This window comes from Spirosoma fluminis (assembly GCF_054778895.1).
The window spans coordinates 24,848-47,101 of record NZ_BAAGZD010000014.1 but is presented as its reverse complement, the minus strand read 5'-3'; the positions used below and the strand labels follow the sequence as shown (position 1 = coordinate 47,101).

The window sequence follows — 22,254 nt, the reverse complement described above, 5'->3', positions numbered from 1 at the left end:
CTGTAGTGGCATTTGGCTAGTCGCCAAGACGCTACCATACAAACCTAAACTTGCCCAACCGGAGCGTCTAAACTGTCACACGCGACCCGCACAAAGAGCAAAACCTTAACCTCTAAGCCGTACGGACTGTCAGCCGGAACGCCGAAATGGAAGCCCAGAGTCATCCTGTCGAGACGTGCGGCCTGTCGCCAAGACGCTGGCAAACGAGTAACTACTTGAACTGTCCACCCAACATATATTTGGGTGCGGGTCCATAAAGTTGCTTCAAAGTCCAGCTTTCGGGTGACAGTTTGAACGCCCGCATAGGCAAGTCAGGGCTTCTGATCCCAGGTCTCGGCTGTCAAGGTCGAACGCCCTGGTAAAACAAGCGAACATTTTTATATTCTTCAGTTCTTATGTTTACGGTAGCTATCTTGGGATTGGTGGGGTTGCTGATGTTACTACTAGGCTTTTTAATGTGGAAATTCCATTTAGCAGGGATGATTGCAGGCTATGAACCTGAAAAGGTTAAAGACCCTAAACAACTGGCTCAGTGGACAGGGAAATGTCTGATGGTTAATGGCTTACTTGCCTGGCTGCTGGGTGTAGTTAGCTATAACTTTGAGAGCAAGAATGCATGTCTGATTGCGGTGGTACTTTTCATGGTTTTGACTTCGTTGAGTATGGCTGTTACTCTAGCTGGTATGCAACGCTACTTGAAGTAACGCTCCGCGTAGGCGGCTTGTCGGGCGACACGTTGCTCGCCCCCGAAGGAAGGTTTTCAGCCCAACATGACGGGTGTGTAAAGGTGCAAGCGGCTTGTGTTCAGGTGAGTTTTTCAATCACCATCAACACCCGTGGTCGATGTACGCAAACTTGCAGAACTATGTATTGTTGATTGTCAGACAATAGTACTTTCTTATTTCCTTAATAACGCTTCCACCAGTGTGTGAACTGATCAGATTCAAAACCAAGGACAATTGCAGGCAGCCGCTAACAAACGCTACTTTCCCTTAACTTTTTTGATGTCCTCCAGAAACTGATTGAGGAGGTTGAGCCGCTCATCTTCCTGCTTTTCGGCTACCCTCTTCCGCTTACCCCGCTTACTGGCCAGCATTGGAATATTGGCTTCTTCTTCCGGGTCCGGGTTGAACAACCACTCGAAATTAATGCCGTGCTGTCGGATGAAGTACAGAGCAATGAACGTGAACATCTCCCGCGACACCGCCAGCCCCTTCTCCAGTCGGTAAATCAGGTTTTGCGTTGTACCCACCTCGTCGGCCAGTTCGTGCTGCGTCATACCTGCGTGTTCACGCGCTTTGGTCAGCCGACCGGCTATCTGTAAAGCGTATGCTTCATGCTCCTTTTCCAGTTGTTCCATTGCGATCAGACCGGACGACCGGCTGGGGAAGTAGATGCTATTCATCAGTCGGCTGAAGATTTTCGACCAGGTATTTCAGTGCCGGATCGTTGCTCAGCCGTTCTATTTCAGCCCGAATTAACAGAGAAATATCCTTTTTTACGTTGTTAAAGTTAGTCTCCAGCATATAACTTAACTGGCTGTCAGAGATTTCACTGAGTTGCGGACTGACGGGAATCGGTTTAACAGCCGCCAGATCACTGGTCATTGATGAATCGACGATCAACTGAGCATGAAAGATCTTCTGTTTGATTGTCTCGTCAAAATTGTCGGCTACCGCCCCGACGAAGTGCCCCTGCGACAGATTGGAGATTTTTGACTCCGGGATTACCGAGTCCAAGTTTTCTGAGATAGACAGATTTGTGTCCCGCTCCGTAAACGAAAGTGAGTGGCGCACCTGCTTGTTTTTACCAAACCGACTCGACATGGTTTTGGCCGTTTCGCCCAGTACCTGACCCGAAAAGACATTCCCAATGGTGTTAAATATGGTCGTTGCTTCCTTATCGCCGTAGTCCCGCTTTAACTGACTCAGATCCTGTAATCCCAGACAGGTCGATACCTTGTTGCTACGGGCGGTCGCGATCAGGTTGTCGAGCCCCCGAAAATAAATGGTCGGCAGCTCGTCGATGATGAGCGATGACTTGAGCCGCCCTTTCTTGTTGACAAGTTTGATGAGCCGGGCATTGAACAGACCCAGAGCTGCCCCGTACACCTCCTGCCGCTCGGGGTTGTTACCCACGCACAATACTTTGGGATCGTCGGGATTATTAATGTCAAGGCTGAAATCGTTTCCGGTCATGACCCAGTACAGGGCCGGGCTGGATAATCGTGAGAGCGGTATTCGGGCCGATGCGATCTGACCTTCCAGTTGCTCGTATGCTTCGTTACGTAGTGCGCTGGCAAACGGCTTGAGCAGGTTTTCAATCTCGGGCTCCGATTGAAGGATGGGAAACAGTTCGCGGTACTCTGCACCGGCAAATTCGATCACGTGGGGGAACGTACAGTATCGGTGCCCATCGTCCGGCTGGCCCTGCTGCTGAAGTTGCCGCATCCGGCGTTCATCGTACTTTTTCAGGTACCAGATAACGGCCGTCAGGAAGTTCATTGGCGATTCCACGAAGAAGTCGCCTTGTTTCTGAATCCACGATTTGTTCAAATTAAGCAGTATCGTCCGGGCGGCTTCCTGCGCGTCGATGATGTCGGTCATCAGTTCCGGCAGCAGCGGATTACAGCGATTGGAACGCCGGGGATCATCGAAGTTGATGACGTAAAACGTGGGCACCCGGTTGAAGGCCCGTCGGTTCTTTTGCAGGTAGTGGTAAGCGATGGTTGACAGATCGGGAAACTTGTAGTCGTAGATGTACATGGTAAACCCCTTTTCCAGATGCTGTCGAATAAAGTTGTTGACTACCACGTACGACTTACCCGAACCGGGTGTACCCATTACCAGTGTGGCCCGAAACGGATTAACGACGTTGACCCACCCTTTCCGCTTTTTCTTTTTTACCCGATACTCCGTGGGTATGTTGACCGAGTAGTCGTTTTCTTTTAGTTCTCCCTCCTGCTCGAACGATTCGTTTTCGTCGTTAAAAGCGTCGTCGCCAATGCGCACGTTCAGAATCTGATTCGCGTAGCTCCCCGCCTGAATCAAGAGCAGGTACCCGACAACCGTTGTAGCCAGGTAAAGCCAGTTTCGTGCATCCACTGATAGCAATGTCGTTCGCAGTAGCTGTCCGTTCAGAAGCAGCAGTGCCCCCCCCGTGCCGCCCGCTTTCAGAACATGCAGCCAGGTAACGTTTATTCGCTTACGTGTTTTGTTGCCCAGTGCCCATACACTTAGCAGTAACATAGCCGCCAGTTTGGAATTGAGTGGGTGCGAAAACAGATGCGTTGTGCGGTCGACGTTCAAAATGAACCGGTCGAGTAACTTGAAATTCAACCCCAGCGAAGTCAACGTATCATAACAATAAAAGTAAAGATGAAACCCGATCAGGGTCATTGACATGAACAGGAGGACGTTCAACGCCCCCCTGTATTCTTTATCCTGCGCAACCATGAATTAGTATAAATTGGTTTTTTCCTCTCGCCAGACAGAAAGGACTGCTAATATATATTTTATTTCATCTTACAACTTATACATCTGTTTTGCAACAAAATGGCTTTATCTAGGCCCTATGACTACCGAAAGCAATTAAATATTATATATATAATTGATATGATTCCTCCTACAGATGTGGTCGATTTTTTCTACGTTTTTTTAGTGGGCGGTCACAACCTGATGCCTCCGGTTCAATGGCAGGTTGCCCTGCGTTGTTTTCGATTCGCAGCGACGGCTTATTAAGTATGCAGTCATTCGGCGGTTTCACTGGTATATCTTCACTAATCCGTGAAGTGGGCTGTTTGATGATGTTTGTTACCCTCTTTATTGGTCGCTTTCTCGATGTTGCTGGCGTTGTGGCTTCGCCAGTTACCTGCTGATTGATTACAAGACGTTCTGTTTTTGCGACAAACAGTTGAGCCAATACCCGACGACTGAGCGCCTGATCAAGTTCTTTTTCGTGCGCTACTACGCCGGCCCGCGTATGTACGTAGAGATAGCTACCCTCCTGTTCATAGACATCAATACCCTGTTGCTGCGCAATCTGTTTGTAGTGATTTTCGGTCAGACTGTTGAAAGCGCCTAACTGACTTTTCATCACTGCCTCCAGTAATACGCAACCAGCTTTATGCTGTCTGGATTGAGCTGTCAGACGCTCCGTCAGGTGCCTGTGTGTAAACCCCCTGTCGAGCGCACTCGCCCGAATCGGTCTGGATTGCTTTCCCGCATCGTCCTGGGCCTGAAACGTTATTCCCACACCAGAACGCCCAGCCTGTGTCTTCATCCGTATTCCCTGACTGCCCAAACACAGTTTCAGGCTATCGATGGAGCCGAACGTGTACGACTCCAACACCTGCCGTATACGATCCGAGAGCGTGATTGTGCTGCGCTGCCGATTGGCTGCCCCCTCCCCTACCCTATTTTGCTTACGTCGCTTTACTGGCTCTTCTGCCTGGATGAGCCCGTGCTTTACTTCCAGTTTACGCCGTAGCCGTTGTAATCTATTTTTTATAAATGCATCATCAATCCGATTTCCCTTTGCATCGACGTTTACCGTTACGATGTGAATATGTGGATGCGCGGTGTCGTGATGCTGATACATCAGGTATGGCTGCCTGCCGTATCCGGCTCCGGTTATGACTTCGTTACCAATTTCTCGAAGTCGTTCCGGCGTAAGCTTTTCGAGGGGATGAAAAGCAACGGCCAAATGCACAGACGGTTTCTGAACGGCAGGATTGAGCCGGGTAAGCTGCTGCAACAAATCAAGTCGAAATCGGGCACTCGTAACAGCAGCATTTACATCTGGGTAGTTGGCAACATGAATGCGATCCGCCTGTTGTTGTTCGACTTTCTGTTCGTTGTAGCGCACAGCCCCAGCCATGTCCTTGCCCGTCAGGATTCGTATAACCATGTTGTGATGCTGGTTATTGTTTTCCGAATAACGGCCAGTTCTTCATCGATTCTTACCTGAATTCGCTGACGGCACGAATGACTTTCTGCTATTTCAAGCGCCTTCTTAAGTTCGTCTAACTGCTGATTACATGCCTGTAGTTGTATGATTGCTGTCAGCAAAAGTTCACTCGGCCGGATATTTAGGAACTGCTTTTTGCCAAGTAATATATCCTTTATGAAGATCGAGAAACTCAGCTTTCTACCAGCTTTGGCCTGTTCGTAGGTCGTTGTCAGATATTCTAGTTCTGACTTAGTTACCCAACAGTTAACTTTCTCCGACGCTAGATCAGCCGGTTCTTTGCAGGGCCGTCCACCCTTTCGACTAGTATTCATGTACACCCCCGTTTACCCACTTGGAAGCAGGACGTTGTTTAAATCGATCTTTCGTTATGAGGACGAAAGCAGGGGTTTTGCGGGTAGCAAAACACATCTTGCTACTTACGTGCACTTATTCGACGGTAACTTTTCTGTAGCCTGGTGTTCCAGTGTCAAAGGTAATCATGTTAAGTAATATCAACTTTATAAAGTTTGTATAGATAGGCCTGTTACCAGAAGGTCCAGTTGTCCCTAAGTTTTTGCGTTATCCTCATTTTTTTACCTGCTAGAGTAATGATTTTAGCTTATCTGTCTTGTTTTCAGATGATTATTTTTACAATGTTATCATAATCTTACAATATCATATTATAACTCATCTCGACACATTAAGTAAAAACGAAATATTATGATCTTATAATAAATTAGTAAACATATAATATTATAAAATTATATTATATGTTTATGTTTTAATTTTATCATTGTTTTATAATTTTAAATATTTTATTTATTATAATACGTACTTACCTATTATTCTATTAAATAGAATAATAGGTAAGTACGTAGATAGTGTATTTATTAGCTAAGGTCACTATTAACTTAATAAGTGTTAATCTTATTGTTTCTCTTATTAACTATTTTCATTAATGTTGCATATTGCACGAAAAAAGCAACCAGAATGGCAAAACTCATTTCCGTATGTACACAGAAAGGGGGGGTCGGTAAGACAACCCTGACAATGCTACTGGCAACCTATTATCACGCGACTGTGGGTAAGCCTGTAACCGTCATCGACGCCGACTTCCCACAGCACTCGTTTGATGCAACACGCCGATCTGAACTGGTCAGCATCCAGAATGACGAAGAAATCCAGAGCCTATATGTAACCCTATACCCGGAGATGAACCGGGACATGTATAAGGTGTACAAAGGATCACTGGAGGAATTATCGGTATTTCTGGATGACCTGAAAAATAGGGGAGAGGATGAACTGGTATTCATCGATATGCCCGGTACGATGAACGTTAAAGGCTTCGACCGGGTCGCGTCGCAGCTGGATTACATCATTCTGCCTATGGAAGCGGACAAAATGACGTTTACGGCGGGCTTACAGACCCTTGATCTGTTCGACCGCTTCCGGGAAGCCAAAGGAGCCACCTACAAACTATTGATGCTCTGGAACAAGTATAAGAAATCAGAAAACCCAGCCTTGCTCGACGGCATCGAGAACATTGTCAGGGAGCGCGGTAATGTTAGCATACTTAACTACCGGGTCAATGACTCCGTGACCTGGAAGCGGGAACGATCGACTCTATTCCCGAGCGACAAAGTAAAAAGTCTGGTCAACGAACTGAATAAGGAACTTCACATCACGCAACCGGTAGGATAGTATCATGGCAAAACAAAAAAAGACGCTCGACGACGCTTCGCTACGGGCAATGGCCAGTATGGCTACGTCATCTTCTGATCTGAGCAAGCTACAGGAGAATTACGGCTGGAACGCGGATGAATCTGCCGAACAGGCGTCGGATCGGCCGACCACCGTGGCAGCACCGGCAGCTAAAGAGGTTCCTGCTGAACCAGTTGCTCCGGTAGTTCAGGAGCCAGGTGTCGCGCCGGCAGAAGAGCCGGTTGAGACACCAGCGGCAGCAGTTGAGGATCCACCCGTAAAAAGCGTAAAAGCTACTCCCGATACCGCAGCGAAAAAGGTGGCCAAGTATTCAGCTACGTTTCTGGAGCCGATAAGCGGTTTTGAGCGACCCACGAAAGTAGCCTACATCTCCAAACGCTCTCACTCATATATCTCACTCCTGCAACGGTACGCCAGTCTGACAGGCAGTAAAGTATCGATGCAGGAAATTATGGAACACATCTTCCGGCAGCATTTTGCAGACAACAAAGTTGAAATAGAGTCGATACGGGCAACGTTGCTCCAGAAAGAAGCTGAACTACACGAATGATAACACTTTGGATAAGTGCGTCCCTGCTGGCCTTGTCAGGCTGGCAGGGATACCGTCTTGGAAAAGACTATGGCTGGTGGGGGAGGAGGGTAGTCTGTGACCAACCGGAACTCAATACGAAACAGCCCACAATCGACGAACCATCAGCCACCGGCATAGGCCAATCGAAAACAGACTTCGACCGATTGCTGGCAGGGTTCCGCCCAACGGAATCGCAGTCGCCAGAAACGAAGGAGACCGTAGAAGATACGGAGTCGGATAACCAACCACTGACTGAGCCAGCGACCACATTGATGCAAATCGCGGAAGTCGACTACCCGGACGAAACGGATCTGGTACCTGAAACCTGCAACTGGCTGGATGATGAAGCCATACTTTTGATTGACTCAGATGAAACTTCGGCAATGAGCACAGAGCCTGTTACAGCATTGACCGACTACGTAAAACGGGTTCGAACCGTGCAACGAAAAATGACGCAGCTTACTAAACGCCGGGCCGCCGACAGTACATTCATGAAGCAGGAACTCAACATACTGATCGATACGTATCAGCTCGAAAACGATCAGTCACTCGATTGGCTGTTCCAGCAGCATAAGCAGCCCGGCCAGCCTGATTACGGCGCTATTTTTGATCAGATTGAGAGCCTACGTGCTTAAAATTTTTTGATCTTTTTTAAATGTATTTTATTTAATTTTATATACTTTTGAAATGAAATACATTTAAAAATTTTCAGTCTATAATTGCTTTATATGCAAACCCAATCAAACTGGTCGAAAGGGCGTAGCGCGGCTCGAATCTGCGCGCTGATTGTAGCGGGGCTATATATTACTCATATGGCTTCAGCACAGGGGTTAAGTACACAGGGGCTGAGTACAGCAGCTACACAGGTTAAAGGGGCTTTCACAGTGGTTACCAATCTGATGTATGCCATATGCGCAATCATAGGATTGGTGGGCGGCATCTCAGTTTACTCTAAATGGTCGAATGGGGACCCCGACACTCGAAAAGCCGCAGCCTCGTGGTTCGGCGCACTCATCTTCGCCGGGCTAGTCGTTGTAACACTAACCTCTGTTTTCGGCGGGTAATATGTTTCGAGTCAACAAGGGGGTTGATCGCCCTCCACAGGTACTCGGCATTCGTGGGATGAATTTCCTGCTGTTCCTAGCCGCAGCAGCAGTCGGCCTGCTCCTGGTCAGCACGTTTATCATGCTCATTACTGGATGGCCGGGCCTGTATTGCTACGGCGTGTACATGCTGGGCATCGTAATCCTCTATGGTCAGTTGGTGCGGCTCTCCCGCGAACACGGCGAACGAGGCATGGTGCGGACGCAGGGGAGGGCCCGACAGCCTAAATTGATTCTGGTGAGAAGTTCAGCGGTGTTTAAACGACTTCGGTATGCAGCCAAAAAATAACAGGACGGGCGTGCGGGCTATTCACGACGTATTTCCGATACGCGCCATCGAGCAGGATTGTCTGATTTCAGCACATGGCGATCTGACGGTTTGCTTCGTAGTCAATTTGCCCGAAATCTTCACACTGAACGCCAGTTTCGATGGGGTAGGGGAGGGGCGCGTCGAGCAGGGGGATTACATAACACTCTGCAACGTATGGACTAAAGCGTTAGGTGTTTTGCCAAGCTACACCATCGTTCACAAGCAGGATTATTTCGTCGAAGAGACGTATCAGCCAACAGATGGTCAGTCAACGGAAAAGTCACGTACGTTTCTGGACCGGGCCAGTGATCGTCATTTCAACGAACGGCCTTATCTACATCACCAGTGTTATCTGTATCTGACAAAGACGCACCCGGAACGGCGGGATGTTAGTGCCGTAAAAACGTCGCTCGCACGGGGGCGGCTGGTACCCAAAGAAGTTGGCGACAAACGCAAGGTCGATGAGTTCTTCAATAGCATCGAACAGTTTGTCTCCATTCTGGAAAGCAGCCGACTGATAAGTCTCCGGCGACTGGGAGCGGATGAACTGGCCGGTACAGACAAGCATACCGGAGCGTCCATTGGGGAAGCATCCACTCCGACAGCATCCACTCCGGGCCTGCTTGAGCGGTACATGAGTCTGTCACTGCGGGATGAAGTAGTAACGCTGGCGGATCTGGAAATGGACGAGGTACTGAAGGTGGGCGGCAAATACACGAAATTCTACACAATCTCCGACATCGACGATCTGCCGGAGTGGGTGTACACCAACAACCGCGTCGAGGCCCTGTCGACTGAGCGTTCGAACGTGTCGGTTAGTTTTGCGGCACCGGTATCGCTGATGCTACCCTGTAACCACATCTACAACCAGTATATCTTCATTGAGGATAAGCAGGCGGCCTTTCCAAAACTGGAGCAACGGGCCTTACAGATGCGGTCGCTGGCCAACTTTGGCAAGGACAACGAAGTCAATGCCATGCTGCTCAACCAATACCTAAGCTACGCGGCAGAATCAGGCTTTACGCCCGTCCGGTCGCACTTCAACATTCAGGTCTGGACGGAAGACAAAAGCCGGTTGCCGATACTGCGTAACATGGTTTCGTCGGCCATTGCCCGGCTGGGCGTTCGGCCACGTGAAAATACGAAGGATGCGCTCGGGCTATTCTGGGCGGGCATTCCGGGCAACGCGGCCGATCTGCCAAGTGAAGACAAATACTGGTCGTTTGTACCGCAGTCGGTCTGTCTGCTGAATCAGGAGACAAATTACTACGATTCGGTGTCGCCCTACGGCGTAAAACTGGTGGAACGGATGAGCGGCAAACCGTTGCTGGTCGACCTGTCGGATCAGCCGATGGACCGGGGCTGGGTTACGAACCGAAACAAGTTTATCCTGGGGCCGTCGGGCAGCGGAAAATCGTTTTTCACCAACCACGCTCTGCGCAGTTACCACGTACAGGGGAGCCATGCCATTATCGTCGACGTGGGGCACTCGTACCGGGGTCTGTGCGATATGCTGGACGGTCTCTATCTGACTTATTCAGAAAACGAGCCGATCAACTTCAATCCCTTTTTCATCGAGAACCGGGTCTTGCCCGACGTGGAAAAAAAGGAGGCCATTAAAGTATTACTTCAAACGCTCTGGAAACGCAGCGACGAACGGCAGACCATGTCGGAGTACACGGCCCTGTCGGATGCGGTGACGCAGTACTTCGAGCGGTATCTGCCTGATAACCCGGAGGTCTTCCCCTGCTTCAATTCGTTCTACGAGTTCATGCTGACCGATTTCCCGCGTTATCTGGAGGAGCATAAGGTGCAGATTGGCTATTTCGATTACGACAATTTCATCTACGTACTACGGCCATTCTACCGGGGCGGGGAATACGAAGCGTTGCTCAACAGCCGGGAGAATCTGGATCTGCTGAACCGGCAGTTCATTGTCTTCGAGCTGGACAACATCAAGGATCACCCGATCCTGTTCCCCGTTGTCACAATCATTATCATGGACACGTTCATCTCCAAGATGCGGAAACTGGGCGGAGTGCGGAAAATTATCCTGATTGAAGAAGCGTGGAAAGCCATTATGAAAGACGGTATGGCGGAGTACATCAAATACCTCTACAAAACGGTTCGTAAGTTCTTCGGTGAAGCCTGGATCGTCACGCAGGAAGTTGATGACATCATCGGCAACAAGATTGTGAAGGACTCGATCATCAATAACGCCGACACGAAAATTCTGCTCGACCAGCGTAAGTACCGCAACAAGTTTTCACACGTGAAGGAGCTACTGGCGTTGTCCGACAAAGACAAGGACCTGTGCCTTTCTCTGAACCTCGACCTCGACCCCAAACGCAAATACAAGGAGGTGTTCATCTCCTGGGGCGGTCAGGAATCTAAAGTATATGGCGTCGAAGTATCGACCGAAGAGTACCTGGCCTATTCGACCGAGCAGCGCGAGAAACTGCGGCTCGAACGAATGGTGAAAGCTCACGGCGGCAACTACGATCTGGCCCTGCGCGACTACGCCGACGAAATCAGAACCGGCATTCCAGCAAGTCGCTAAATCCGAAAACATTTTTTTTACTACCTGATGCAGCCAATAAACCGACTGCTTCTGGCCGGCCTGTGTCTGGCCGGCGGGATTACGCAGGCCCAGGCCGGCACCATGCGTCCTACGCTCGTCTTTTTTGAATTTCATCCTGTTGCTGATACGACCAGTCCTAACGTGCCTGTACTGAGTAGTCTGGGCGACGATCTGACCGGCGAAATCGAGAACATCATCGGCGAGACGGAAAACTCAATCATGCAGGGAATTAAGGATGAGCTGACCGAACTGCTGGGTAACGCTATTGGTCAACTCCTCGACGTATCACCGATTTCGGCCGTCAAATCGCTCCAGTCGATGGTGAAGGATGGCCTGTCGAAACAGCAGAAGATCGAGTACCAGAACTACAAGGTTGATTACGCCTGGAAGAAAGCGCATACCGAATTGTCACCTGCCTTCGCTACGTACTACCGGGAGCTGAACCTGAACCAACTGACGGGGGCAATTCAATCCAGCCGGAAAGCGGCTGACCGGTTTCTGGCCACCCCGGCCTTTACCGCCAGTGAAGCCTCGGCCATGCGGCAGGCGCTTGACGAGGTAGCTGATACGGGCGATCTGGTAGCCGAAGTAAAGACCGTTGTGAACCTCGGCGGCAAACCGGTATGGATGTCGGAGGGGGAGCGGCTATCGGCGCTGAATCTGGTCCGTACAGATCTGTATGATCGCATCAAGCGAATAAATCAGACGCTGAATCTGATCCGGGCCACGTACCAGTACCGCTCCCGTGAGATTGCCCAAAACGCGTACCGGCAGCAGCTATACCGGTCTAATTCTTCACTGAACCGGACGATTAGCACCCGTCCCACAACCTATCAGACCCGATGAACCAATGGCTTACGTGCAGTCTGTGGCTTTGTATGGCCACGGGGACTGCCTGCGCACAGATGCCCGCAGCGAATGCCGTTCCGACTGGCAACAGGGGCAGTGACCTGATTCAGTCCGAAATCGATCAGTTGCTTCAGGTTTCCGAGAACGACATCATGGCCGGGCTCAAAGACGCGGGTATCGACGTCGGGGCGCTGATGAAAGAAAAGATAATGGACGAACTGATGAAAGGTATCGCCGACGCAACCGTTTACGCACCCATTGCCACAGAAATCATGGAAGAGTACCAGCGGCAGAAAAACAAGAGTCTGGCGCAGGCAATCCAGAAGCTGAAACAGACTTGGCAGGATGGTCAGCAGCGTATCAACAAGATCCGCTATCAGGATTTCAAGGTGAAATACGCCTACCAGCAGGCAATGACCAAAGCCCCCATCGACGTACTGCGCGGTACTCAGCGTCAGGCCGTCGATAAATCCGTCAAAGCCTTGTGGACCGACGGCCTTCCCGTCGCGATCACGATCACCGATCCCGCTAACGCCCGGCTGATGAAGGAAGAGATCGACGCCAATTACCCAAACGATGACATTGGCTGGACGGTACTGGCGTCGGCCCGCTCGAACCTGCTGGTCGATGACAAAGCACTCCGGGCCAAACTCGCGCTCGTCGATAAACAGGGACAAACGGCGTATCTGTCGCCCGCCGACCGGCTGCGGCTGCTCCGCGAAGTAGACCGCGAAAGCAAAGCCCGTCGCACCACCCTGCTGGCCATGGACAGGATCACCTCGCAGGGCCTCGATTATTACAAATACAAACGGAACCGCCGGACCTATCAGACGGCCAATCTCCGAACGCAGTCTTACCGATAATTCCTTTCTCTATGCACGCATTATTGTTGGTAGCCCCGGTTCTGGAAGCGTCAATCGACGAAGTGTTTGATCGTTTCGCCGACAGTTTTGGAACACTCGTCGCCTTCGGGCAGGCCATAGGCTTCATCGGTTCGCTATTTTACATCTTCTACCGGATCTGGGGGCACTGGTCCCGCGCGGAACCGTTCGACATTTATCCGCTGCTTCGCCCGTTTGCGCTGGCGCTCTGCCTGCTCTGCTACCCCTACATCGTCAAATTCATCGTAGAGATCGGGCAGTTGCTCGACAAAGGAACGAGCACGATGGTAGCCAGCCAGAAAGCTGAGGTGGAGCGGCTGAATCAGCTTAAGAAAGCTAAAGTCAAAGAGAACTGGGACAAGATCCTGATTCCGCCCGGCGAAGATGGCGAAATCGGCACCTGGGATGTCGTCCGAACGGTATTCGGTACCACTGGTACTGGCAACAGCCTTGTCGGAAACGCCGTCAGCGGAGTGATGCAGTATTATTTCGATCAATTTCTGAGCTGGCTCGGCGAAATCTTCTACGATCTGTCTGCTATCTACATTAAGCTAATCAGTACGTTTTTCCTGATCGTGCTGGCACTGACGGGTCCCATCACGTTCGGGCTGGCCATGTTCGACTGGTTCTATCCGGGGCTGGCCGCCTGGTTTTCACGCATGATTCACATTCTGCTCTACATCCCGCTGGTCAATATTCTGGGGGCGATTCTGGAAACGATACACGTGTCGATGCTTAACCAGGACCTCGCCGTTTTTGACGAACAACTACGATCGGGTAATACGGGCATGGGATCGGCCGACTGGGGGTTGATTATCTTTTATTTCATCGGTGCCGGAGCTTATCTGTCTATTCCAAAACTGGCATCCTACGTCATCGAGTCAACCGGGGTAGGGGATGCCATTGGGTCGGCCACGCAGCCGACGACCATGCTGGCCGGGGCCGCCACCGGTCAGGCAGCAGGGGCCGGAGCTGCATCACTTGGCCGTACCGCTGCCAGTGCTTTTTCGTCATCCAACGCACAACCCGCCACAAACAATATCTGACTATGAACGGACAATTTCGCTACCTGACCAATCTGGAAACATCGTTCCGGTTGGTTCGCTGGGTGGCCATCATCACCATCATTGGCAGTCTGGCGTTCTCGCTGGGCATTGCATACTGGGCGTTCGCCGAAGTGTCGGCCAGCCGGCAGAAAGTGTACGTGCTCGACAACGGCAAATCGATCATGGTCGCGCTGGCGCAGGAACAGAATATCAACCGCCCGGCCGAAGCTAAAGACCACGTCAAGACGTTTCACCGGCTGTTTTTCACGCTTGAACCCGATGAGAAGCAGGTGGAGGGAAACATTCGCGAAGCCACGTATCTGGGCGACCGCTCCGTAGTACGGCTGTACCAGGATTTGCAGGAAGCTGGGTATTACGGGCAGTTGATTCAGGGTAACGTACACCAGAAGGTCGAGATTGATACGATCAAGGTTGATTTTTCTGTGTCACCCTACCGGGTCATTACCAGCGGCCGGCAGCTCCTGATCCGGGCTAACAGCATTACAATTCGTAAGCTGGTCACGGAGTGCTACCTAATCGACGTGGCCCGAACGGACAACAACCCGCACGGCTTCATGATCGAGCGGTTTAAAGTGATGCAGAATCAGGATGTCGAAACCGTACCACGCACCGATCAGCAGCATCAGTTATGACCCGACTGACACCCGTTTCCCTATTCAGACCGGGTTGCCTGCGATTCTGGCGCCGAGTAATGAGTCGCTACATTCACCGCTGGCAGGCGCGCCCTGTCCGGCAGCAGAAAATTCACGTGCTGACAACCCTTTTTTTGATACAGTTGCTGGGTTTCTGGTCAATCCGGTCGAACCTCACCCATCCGCCTGTGATACCCCTGACGCTCCGCTCAACCGTCCGCATTTCTCCATCAGTTAACCAAAAACGATCTGCTCAAGCTCATGAACCAAACCGATCCGATTCAATCCGACAGCGACGTTGATGAACTGCCGACGTCAGCCACTGCAACTACCGACGTTGTTCAACGCTTGTCTTTCCGGGACGTGCTGAACGACAAGCGATTCTGGATGACCGCACCCGTACTGCTGCTGGCGCTGGGGTCAACCTGGTATTTTCTGGTGGCGGGTACACAAGGAACGCAGCAGCCGCTCATCAATAACGTAAATACCAGTATTCCCAACGCCCAGACCGATAGTGTACCCAAATCGAAGCTTGAACTACAGGCCGCCGAACAGCGCAGTATGACCGCTGGTCGACAGACGGTCAACGGTATGCAGACGGGGGTGACCAATCTGCCAACTGCCCCGATTCAGCCGTCGGCCCCTGCAACGGGTATGCCGACAACACTCGATCCGTACCTCTACAAAACCCGGCAACCCACCGAGCCAATAGACCCGGCACTAGCCGCCATGGATTCACTATACAACCCGGCCCCTCAACGGACCCGGCGGGGTTCGGCGGACCGGGTAGCGTCCCGGCATCGGACCCGATCTGGCCCGGCTTTTTCAGATTCGCCACTGTCCGATGACATTGACGACGAGCCAGTCCACCCCCGCGACGTACAGAAACAGGTCGACGAACGACAGCGCCTGCTGGCCCTGCTTACGGAATACAAACGGGACAAGGAAGCGAAAGCCGCAGCAGCCCGCGACGGTGAGCGGCCGCGAAAGGTCGAAGCCGGGGCCGTCGTGTCGACGCTGGGCACGTCCGCCAGTCAGCGATTCAATGGCTTTTACGGTTTGTATTCATCCAGTCAGAAAGAGCAGCAGGAAGCCGCCCTGACCGACGACCTGGGCACGATACGGGCAGTTATTCACCAGGATCAGCAAATCACCGACGGGGGACGTGTGCAGCTCCGGTTGCTGGAACCGGTAACGGTCCGGGGCGTTCGCATTCCGGCCAATACGCTCGTATACGGCATCGGTAGTTTCGGCTCCGAACGTGTCGGTATCGCGCTGACCAGTCTACAATACGAAGGCCGCATTTTCCCGATCAAGCTGAGCGTGCACGATATGGACGGTATGCCGGGGGTTTTTGTCCCGAACGTACTGGCCGCGCAGGAAGGTAAGCAGGCACTGGGGCAAACCCTGGGTGGCGTAAACTACAACCTCAGCGGAGCAGCCACAGGTAGTACCCGGGCAGCGGCTACACTGGCTGGTATTTCGGCCGCACAGTCAGGTCTATCGGGGGCGCGTGGTCTGTTGCAGCGCAAAATCACGCAGCAGAAAGCTACTCTGAAGGGCAACTATTATGTGCTGCTTAAATGAACTCACCAAACAAGCTATCGAAACCAATGAATCGATTTATTCTGCCTGTCAGCGCACTGCTGATGCTGTCGGCACCGGTGCTGGCGCAACGAAAAACGACTCTATCAAAGCATTCTCACACCAGGCTACTGACCCGACGTACTGCAGCAGCAGAACCGGTTCCAGTAACCGTCGATTCTGCGCAGATTGCTTCGCGAAACGGATCAGTTAAACCGGACTCAACCCGACAAACGGCATCTGCGCAGACTGCCCATGCGGACCGCTCATTTTCGGCATCGACGGCCGTACGCACGTCACCGGAAGCAGCGATTCAGCCGCAGAACATTATCCGTTCGTATTACGTCGATCTGGCTTACAACAAAACCGTGTCGATCATCTTTCCGACGGCCGTGCGCTCGGTCGACCTGGGCAGCCGCAGCATCATGGCGGATAAAGCTGCCGACGTGGAGAACGTACTGAAAGTAAAAGCCGCGCAGATTGGCTTCAACGAAACCAACTTTTCGGTGATGACAGCCGACGGCACGTTCTACAGCTTTGTGGTCAACTACAACGAAACCCCCGCCGTGCTAGCCCTCAACCTGACCGCTTCATCAACATCGCAACCGTTGCGGACAGCTGAACCAATCACGCTGGCCGACCGCAGTCAGCCAATCAACAGTACCGATACGCAGGATGGCAACATTCAGTTTGCGGGGGTGAAGGCAACGCAGTCCGACATCGTCTACAACAGCGACCGGATTCTGCATTACCGGGGGTGGGGCAGGCGAGGGGCGGAAGCCAATAAGCTCAAAGCACAGTTACGCGGTCTGTACGTAAACGACAATGTGCTGTACTACCGGCTCGTTATCAGCAACCGGTCAAACCTCAACTACGACATTGACTACGTGCGGTATTTCGTGGTCGACAGCAAAACGGCCAAGCTCACTGCCCGACAGGAAATCGAACTACAGCCGATTTACGTGCATAACGAAGCGATCACGACCGTGCGGGGCCATCAGCGTATCGAGCGGGTGTACGCGTTTCAGCGCTTCACCATTCCCAACAGCAAGCAGCTACTGATTCAGATCGGTGAGCAGAACGGCGGGCGAAACCTGTCGTTTATCGTCGAGAACAAAGACATCATGAAAGCCAAGCCGCTGTAACGTCGACTACCAGTAAAACAGCAACGCCCGGCTTAGAAGTCGGGCGTTACTGTTTATGCTTATCCATTTATTCTTCGCTCTGGCCGGGCGTTTCCCTGCCGCTGAGCCATCTGCTTTCTCATCCGATCTATTTCCTGCTGTAACCGGTCGATGCGCTGACGTTTCCGCTGCTGCACAAAGCCACGAACAAAGAAAAACAGAAAGAACATTACAAACCCGATCCACATGATACACCCTCCCTTCTGCCCTACAAAAACTCTGTGAATAAATGCGCTAACTATATAATGAGGTTTGGTACTGCTGTAGCCGGTCTACAGTAACGGCGATGTACTCCGGCTTCATCAGCGTAGCTTTACGTTGGTTCCAGTTCGTAACGGCCTGGTGCAGCAACGTAACGTCGAAACGGGTTTCGGGTTGCTCGTTGAGCAGCATATCGACCGTTGCCAGTAGTTCCATGCCCAGAGGGGACTCAAAGCCGCTTATCAGCCGGTGTAGTTGCTGCTGGGTCTCCTGCTGTTCGGGCGTACAGTTGAACTGAATGTAATCGCGGATCTGGCCGATCTTCTCCGGGTTGATCTGCAATACGTCGAACGGGCGGGCTTCGTTCTGCTTCATACCCGTCAGATAATGCCCGTCCAGATCGTTGAGCACGTGCCGCAGGTTGTGCGCGTAGGGACCGTACTTCTCCCGTACGAATTGCAGGTTGAACTGTAGCCCCAGCCGTTGCAGCAGGTACACGATTTTCTGAATCTCCAGCAGCGTCAGATCGTAGCCGAGTTCTTTGTAGCGCAACAACCCGTTCAGCACAATGGCCCGCAACGGGGTAAGGGCCGGGGCGGGTCTGGTACGGGTACGCGGGGTCTGGTAGGCGGCATCCGATGGTTCGTAAACAATAAAATTTACGTCGGGCAACGCCTTGAGCTTGTCCTCGATCAGGGGTTTGACGACGCTCCATTGCAAGCCGCCGTTCCCGCTCCCCAGCGGGGGCATGGCTATCGACCGAATACCTAGCCGGGGAATGTCGCGGATCAGCTCGTCGAGTCCCTGCTCAACGTAACTCAGTCTGGAAAAGCCTTTCCAATGCTCTTTCGTTGGAAAGTTGATGATGAAAGCGGGCGTTAGCAGGCCGGTTTCGGTGATGAACATGGTCCCGACCTTAACCTCGCCCCGTGCGCAGGCTTCCTTGTACCGCCGGTAATTTTCGGGGTACTTGTCCCGAAACTGTAACGCCACACCTTTACCCATGACCCCTACCGTGTTGACGGTGTTGACCAGGGCGTCTACCGTTTCGGCAAACAGGTTTCCGGTTTTGAACGTGATTGGCATACGGGCTTAAAAGTACCAGTCCGGTTGAATTCTAACCGGAATCGGGTACGCAAAGTTACTCAATTGTTGCCGGACGACCTGCGCCACTCCCTCATTGGCGACCACAATGGCGCGGATACAGTCGACCGGGAAATGCTGATGCACCATGAACTCGGCCATGCGCCGGCGACGGCGGTCGTTGTCCTCCGGGGTAGGGTTCCAGTACTGCGCCTGCATGACGGCCCAGTCGATCATGGACAACTCGCTCAACTGGTTGCTGAAGCGGCTGAACGCCATCAGGGCGTGGCCATCCGAAAAAACGAACGGAATGCCCTTCTGCTCAATCAGCGATGCCTGACTAACGAGGTAAATAACCTCCTCCCTGGCGCGTGGATTGGTACTGCTGATCCGGTACAGCATGGGCGAACGAGGGGCCAAATAGAACGGTACGTAATCGGCCAGTACGCCGAAGGGCGCGCAGCCGACGGGTCGTTCGTCGCGCTTTGCGATGATATCGTCTTCACCGATGGTGCTGAAATCGGGTTGCTGAATCAGATGGTGACAGTTCCGGCAGGCGATGCCATGCGCCAGCACGTGAGCCAGGTTGCCGAGCGCCATGATGCGGAAGATGTAGCCGTTCTGCGGAGTCAGCCAGGGAAACATACGAATTGGGTTTCGTGGTGCTTACTCATCCGCAAACGACAGCCTGGTCTGGCCCGACTTTTTCCGGCCCCCGATGCTGGCCGTTGCCGCTTTGATTTTCTCCAGCAGCACCGACGCCGGTTCATCGGCGGGGTCCTGCGGCACCAGTTCCCCCCGGAAGGCTTTGGCCAGCAGAGCCTGTGGCAGCTTATCGATCTTTGCCTTCAGCGTGACGTACTGCGCTTCGAGCGCATCCGCCTGCGCAAATAAAGCCTTCACCCGCCCGACGATTTCTTTTTGTTCTTCGAGGGGGGGGAGCAAAATCCTCACTTCCTTAAGAGCAGGCATGTATATAGTTCCGACAGTAGTCCCTGTTCCTGACGAAATGAGCGACTTTTGTGCGGCCATAAATGCATATAAGAGATACATATTATAAAGCAAAGGACCACAAATCCAATTAGCGAAATGCTGTGTTGTAGCCATTTCGCGACCCATTATGGTTGTGAAACCGACCGAAATATCCCTTGAAAAACATACTGTACCTTTCGGCAAAAGTCTCGCGCTAGAATTCTTAATACCTAGAGCTGTAGGCATAAATTTAGTCTCAGAGATAACCTTACCATGAGCAGCCCTTATATCCTGTAAAGAAATCCAAGGCACATCGCCATTATCCCAATACGCAGACACGCTTTTTCTTGGCGTATGACCTGATTCCAATTGAGCTAAATCGACCAGTTTCCACCATTTCCAACCTTCAGGAGCAATATCATCTGATTTTCCTATAACAATTGGTGAAATTACTTTTGCTTCTCCTCTATTTTCTAGGGGACCCGTCAGTTTACCCGTTACGGCTTGGGTGAGAACGGTTTGGCGGAATTTTTTGAGGAGTTCAGGAATGCGGGACAGGCTGGTTTTCAGCGTTTCCAGATGCGCAAAGGCCGCGTCTAATTTGGCAACGATGCGGGTTTGCTCGGCAAGGGGGGGGAGGGGGATTGATAACGCGCCCATAGTACTCCCGGAAACCCGTGGCAAGTTTATTCCCTGTGAATTCTCAACGGCATAGGCACTTACATTAGAAGTGCCTAGATAGTAATTTAAATATTTTGCTGAAGTTGCTGAAGTCGCTCGAAATGCTAAAATATCCGTTGAACAAACACCATCGAACTCAACAAAAGCATGTTTATTTAGGTACGGCCTTAGCTTTCCGTAAAGTACATCACCTTTTCGAAATAAGGTTTTTGTACTTTTTACATCATTCGAATCACCAACGTTTTCAATTCCTCCCCCCTTAGCCAAATGCTCTAAACCCACATAGATTAATGAATTGCCTTGTACTGGTTCGATTTTTTCCTTGACCAATTCGTAATAGTTACTTATCTCTGTTTCTTCCCACCCCTCCGGCAATTCATTTTCCATTATCCCAGTAGTTCAATAATTTTTTCTAATTCAAGGTGCATCGCTTTCAGTTCGAGGGCGGCTTCGCGGGCAATGTCGAGCGGCTCGTCGTCGTGGGCGTTGTTGGCGTGGCTCTCGTCGGCAATCAGGCCCAGGTCAAGCGAGTCGTTTTTCTGGGCAATCTGCTCGCGGGTCAGGCAGTTGAAACGCGGGTCGGTCACAGCCAGCCGCGCCGTGTGGTCAACGGTGCCGTCGTACTGTTCGCTCAGGTCGGCGAGGTTGATGCCGCCGGTATAGGCCCGCACGAAGTCGGCAAAGGCCGTACGCGTAAAGGGCGTCCGCTTGCCGTAGCTGGGCGCGTTGGTCCGCATGTCGTAGAACCACACCCGTTCGGTGTTGCCCACTTCCGTCTGGCCCCGCTCGAAAAACAATACGTTGGTTTTCACCCCGGCCGCGTAGAAAATACCCGTCGGCAGCCGCAGAATGGTGTGCAGGTTGCACTTGTCCATCAGGTCGCGCCGGATTTTGCGGCCGTCACCGTCTTCAAACAAGACGTTGTCGGGCAGCACCACAGCCGCCCGCGCCCCGCCCTGCTTATGCAGCGAGCGGTAGATGTGCTGCAGGAAGTTGAGCTGCTTGTTGCTGCTGAGGTACGTCAGATCGTCGCGCGAGGGGCGTTCGCCCCCCTGTTTGGTGCCAAAAGGCGGGTTGGCCAGCACACCGTCGTAATTCCGAAAGCTTTTGCCCAGTTCGGAGAGCGTATCGCCGAGATAAATGGGGCTTTCCAGCCCGTGCAGTTTGGCGTTCATCAGGGCCAGCCGGTGAGCGTCCTGCACCAGTTCGCAGCCGCTGAAGGCCTCATTCACCTGAAAGGCACGGTCGCGGCTGTCGAGATCGTAATAGTCGTCATGTTTCCGGCGCAGGTACTGATCGGCGGCAATCATAAAGCCAAACGTACCGGCGGCTGGGTCGTTCCAGCGTTCGCCAAGCCGGGGGGCCAGTAGTTCCACCATTACGTTGATCAGCGGACGGGGCGTAAAATACTGCCCGGCCCCGCTCTTTTTCTCGCCCGCGTTCTTCTCCAGCAGTTCCTCGTAGATCGTCGCCAGCTTGTCCTGCTCGTGTTCGTCGTACCAGTTCAGGTTGTTGATACTGGTGACGAGCGTTTTCAGGTTCACCGGCTTGCGCAGCGTGGTAGAAGCATTGGTATAAATCTCTTTGACGGCTTCGTTGTCGGTCTTGGAAGAAATCGTCGCCAGCAGTTCGCGGTAGGTGTCGAACAGTTCCTTGTTGTCGGTAATGCCCGTCAGCCGCGACCAGCGGTATTCGTCGGGGATGTCGGCTTCAAACTTTTTCAGCTCCGACAGCCGCAGAAACAGGATGTAGGTCAGTTCGTTGAGGTATTGGTGGTACGTGACGCCATCGTCGCGCAGGACGTTACACAGGCCCCATAGCTTACCGGCTATATCTTCGGCACTCATATTCGATTGTTGGTTTTTGTGTGTTAGACCACCCCC

21 protein-coding genes are annotated in these 22,254 nt (G+C 52.1%); 13 read left to right on the top strand and 8 right to left on the bottom strand.

The window, feature by feature from the left end:
- Positions 1 to 395 precede the first annotated feature (395 nt).
- Positions 396 to 704, top strand: coding sequence for a DUF3784 domain-containing protein (locus ACYVBJ_RS17410; protein WP_460983584.1), 309 nt, complete (start codon positions 396 to 398; stop codon positions 702 to 704).
- Positions 705 to 982: 278 nt separating this feature from the next.
- Here ACYVBJ_RS17410 and ACYVBJ_RS17405 read toward each other — a convergent pair whose 3' ends face one another.
- The 3 genes from ACYVBJ_RS17405 to ACYVBJ_RS17395 all read right to left on the bottom strand — a co-directional run bounded on the left by ACYVBJ_RS17405 (position 983) and on the right by ACYVBJ_RS17395 (position 4,908).
- On the bottom strand, positions 983 to 1,405 hold the full coding sequence (locus ACYVBJ_RS17405) for a helix-turn-helix domain-containing protein (RefSeq protein ID WP_460979616.1): 423 nt from the start codon (positions 1,403 to 1,405) through the stop codon (positions 983 to 985).
- A complete protein-coding gene (gene mobC, locus ACYVBJ_RS17400; protein ID WP_460983583.1) occupies positions 1,398 to 3,455 on the bottom strand; it encodes a conjugal transfer protein MobC in 2,058 nt (685 codons plus the stop codon). The genes ACYVBJ_RS17405 and mobC overlap by 8 nt, the downstream gene beginning before the upstream one ends.
- 169 nt (positions 3,456 to 3,624) lie before the next feature.
- Positions 3,625 to 4,908, bottom strand: coding sequence for a relaxase/mobilization nuclease domain-containing protein (locus ACYVBJ_RS17395; RefSeq protein ID WP_460983582.1), 1,284 nt, complete (start codon positions 4,906 to 4,908; stop codon positions 3,625 to 3,627).
- A gap of 1,032 nt (positions 4,909 to 5,940) precedes the next feature.
- On the opposite strand from ACYVBJ_RS17395, the gene ACYVBJ_RS17390 reads away from it, so the two are divergent.
- The 12 genes from ACYVBJ_RS17390 (at position 5,941) to traN (ending at position 17,395) form a co-directional block, all read left to right on the top strand.
- The gene (locus tag ACYVBJ_RS17390) at positions 5,941 to 6,651 is read left to right on the top strand and encodes a ParA family protein (protein WP_460983581.1); all 711 of its coding nucleotides are present in this window, start codon (positions 5,941 to 5,943) and stop codon (positions 6,649 to 6,651) included.
- 4 nt (positions 6,652 to 6,655) lie between these two features.
- A complete protein-coding gene (locus ACYVBJ_RS17385) occupies positions 6,656 to 7,222 on the top strand; it encodes a DUF3408 domain-containing protein (RefSeq protein ID WP_460983580.1) in 567 nt (188 codons plus the stop codon).
- The gene (locus tag ACYVBJ_RS17380; RefSeq protein ID WP_460983579.1) at positions 7,219 to 7,878 is read left to right on the top strand and encodes a hypothetical protein; all 660 of its coding nucleotides are present in this window, start codon (positions 7,219 to 7,221) and stop codon (positions 7,876 to 7,878) included. The genes ACYVBJ_RS17385 and ACYVBJ_RS17380 overlap by 4 nt, the downstream gene beginning before the upstream one ends.
- A 93-nt stretch (positions 7,879 to 7,971) precedes the next feature.
- Positions 7,972 to 8,307, top strand: coding sequence for a DUF4134 domain-containing protein (locus ACYVBJ_RS17375; RefSeq protein WP_460983578.1), 336 nt, complete (start codon positions 7,972 to 7,974; stop codon positions 8,305 to 8,307).
- A gap of 1 nt (position 8,308) precedes the next feature.
- Positions 8,309 to 8,635 carry a DUF4133 domain-containing protein gene (locus ACYVBJ_RS17370; RefSeq protein ID WP_460983577.1) on the top strand — a complete coding sequence of 109 codons (327 nt, stop codon included), beginning with the start codon at positions 8,309 to 8,311 and terminating at the stop codon, positions 8,633 to 8,635.
- Complete coding sequence (locus ACYVBJ_RS17365; RefSeq protein WP_460983576.1) at positions 8,619 to 11,216, top strand: TraG family conjugative transposon ATPase; 2,598 nt, start codon at positions 8,619 to 8,621, stop codon at positions 11,214 to 11,216. The genes ACYVBJ_RS17370 and ACYVBJ_RS17365 overlap by 17 nt, the downstream gene beginning before the upstream one ends.
- A gap of 27 nt (positions 11,217 to 11,243) precedes the next feature.
- Positions 11,244 to 12,083 carry a hypothetical protein gene (locus tag ACYVBJ_RS17360; RefSeq protein ID WP_460983575.1) on the top strand — a complete coding sequence of 280 codons (840 nt, stop codon included), beginning with the start codon at positions 11,244 to 11,246 and terminating at the stop codon, positions 12,081 to 12,083.
- On the top strand, positions 12,080 to 12,949 hold the full coding sequence (locus ACYVBJ_RS17355) for a hypothetical protein (RefSeq protein ID WP_460983574.1): 870 nt from the start codon (positions 12,080 to 12,082) through the stop codon (positions 12,947 to 12,949). The genes ACYVBJ_RS17360 and ACYVBJ_RS17355 overlap by 4 nt, the downstream gene beginning before the upstream one ends.
- An 11-nt stretch (positions 12,950 to 12,960) precedes the next feature.
- Positions 12,961 to 14,013 carry a hypothetical protein gene (locus tag ACYVBJ_RS17350; protein WP_460983573.1) on the top strand — a complete coding sequence of 351 codons (1,053 nt, stop codon included), beginning with the start codon at positions 12,961 to 12,963 and terminating at the stop codon, positions 14,011 to 14,013.
- Positions 14,014 to 14,015: 2 nt separating this feature from the next.
- Positions 14,016 to 14,666: a conjugative transposon protein TraK gene (gene traK / locus ACYVBJ_RS17345; RefSeq protein ID WP_460983572.1), complete on the top strand. Its 651-nt coding sequence runs from the start codon at positions 14,016 to 14,018 to the stop codon at positions 14,664 to 14,666.
- A 261-nt stretch (positions 14,667 to 14,927) separates the two neighbouring features.
- Entirely contained in the window at positions 14,928 to 16,253 is a 1,326-nt protein-coding gene (traM, locus tag ACYVBJ_RS17340; RefSeq protein ID WP_460983571.1) for a conjugative transposon protein TraM, read from the top strand.
- Positions 16,254 to 16,279: 26 nt separating this feature from the next.
- Positions 16,280 to 17,395 carry a conjugative transposon protein TraN gene (traN, locus tag ACYVBJ_RS17335; protein ID WP_460983570.1) on the top strand — a complete coding sequence of 372 codons (1,116 nt, stop codon included), beginning with the start codon at positions 16,280 to 16,282 and terminating at the stop codon, positions 17,393 to 17,395.
- A gap of 59 nt (positions 17,396 to 17,454) precedes the next feature.
- On the opposite strand, the gene ACYVBJ_RS17330 is transcribed toward traN, so the two are convergent.
- From ACYVBJ_RS17330 to ACYVBJ_RS17310, 5 genes are all read right to left on the bottom strand, one after another.
- On the bottom strand, positions 17,455 to 17,604 hold the full coding sequence (locus ACYVBJ_RS17330; protein WP_460983569.1) for a hypothetical protein: 150 nt from the start codon (positions 17,602 to 17,604) through the stop codon (positions 17,455 to 17,457).
- Positions 17,605 to 17,668: 64 nt separating this feature from the next.
- Positions 17,669 to 18,721 (bottom strand): type II toxin-antitoxin system antitoxin DNA ADP-ribosyl glycohydrolase DarG, encoded by a 1,053-nt coding sequence (gene darG, locus ACYVBJ_RS17325; RefSeq protein WP_460983568.1) that lies wholly within the window; start codon positions 18,719 to 18,721, stop codon positions 17,669 to 17,671.
- Positions 18,722 to 18,727: 6 nt separating this feature from the next.
- Positions 18,728 to 19,363, bottom strand: coding sequence for a type II toxin-antitoxin system toxin DNA ADP-ribosyl transferase DarT (gene darT, locus ACYVBJ_RS17320; protein ID WP_460983567.1), 636 nt, complete (start codon positions 19,361 to 19,363; stop codon positions 18,728 to 18,730).
- Between the two features lie 21 nt (positions 19,364 to 19,384).
- Positions 19,385 to 20,758, bottom strand: coding sequence for a restriction endonuclease subunit S (locus ACYVBJ_RS17315; protein ID WP_460983566.1), 1,374 nt, complete (start codon positions 20,756 to 20,758; stop codon positions 19,385 to 19,387).
- Complete coding sequence (locus ACYVBJ_RS17310) at positions 20,758 to 22,218, bottom strand: class I SAM-dependent DNA methyltransferase (RefSeq protein ID WP_460983565.1); 1,461 nt, start codon at positions 22,216 to 22,218, stop codon at positions 20,758 to 20,760. The genes ACYVBJ_RS17315 and ACYVBJ_RS17310 overlap by 1 nt, the downstream gene beginning before the upstream one ends.
- Between the last annotated feature and the right edge of the window lie 36 nt (positions 22,219 to 22,254).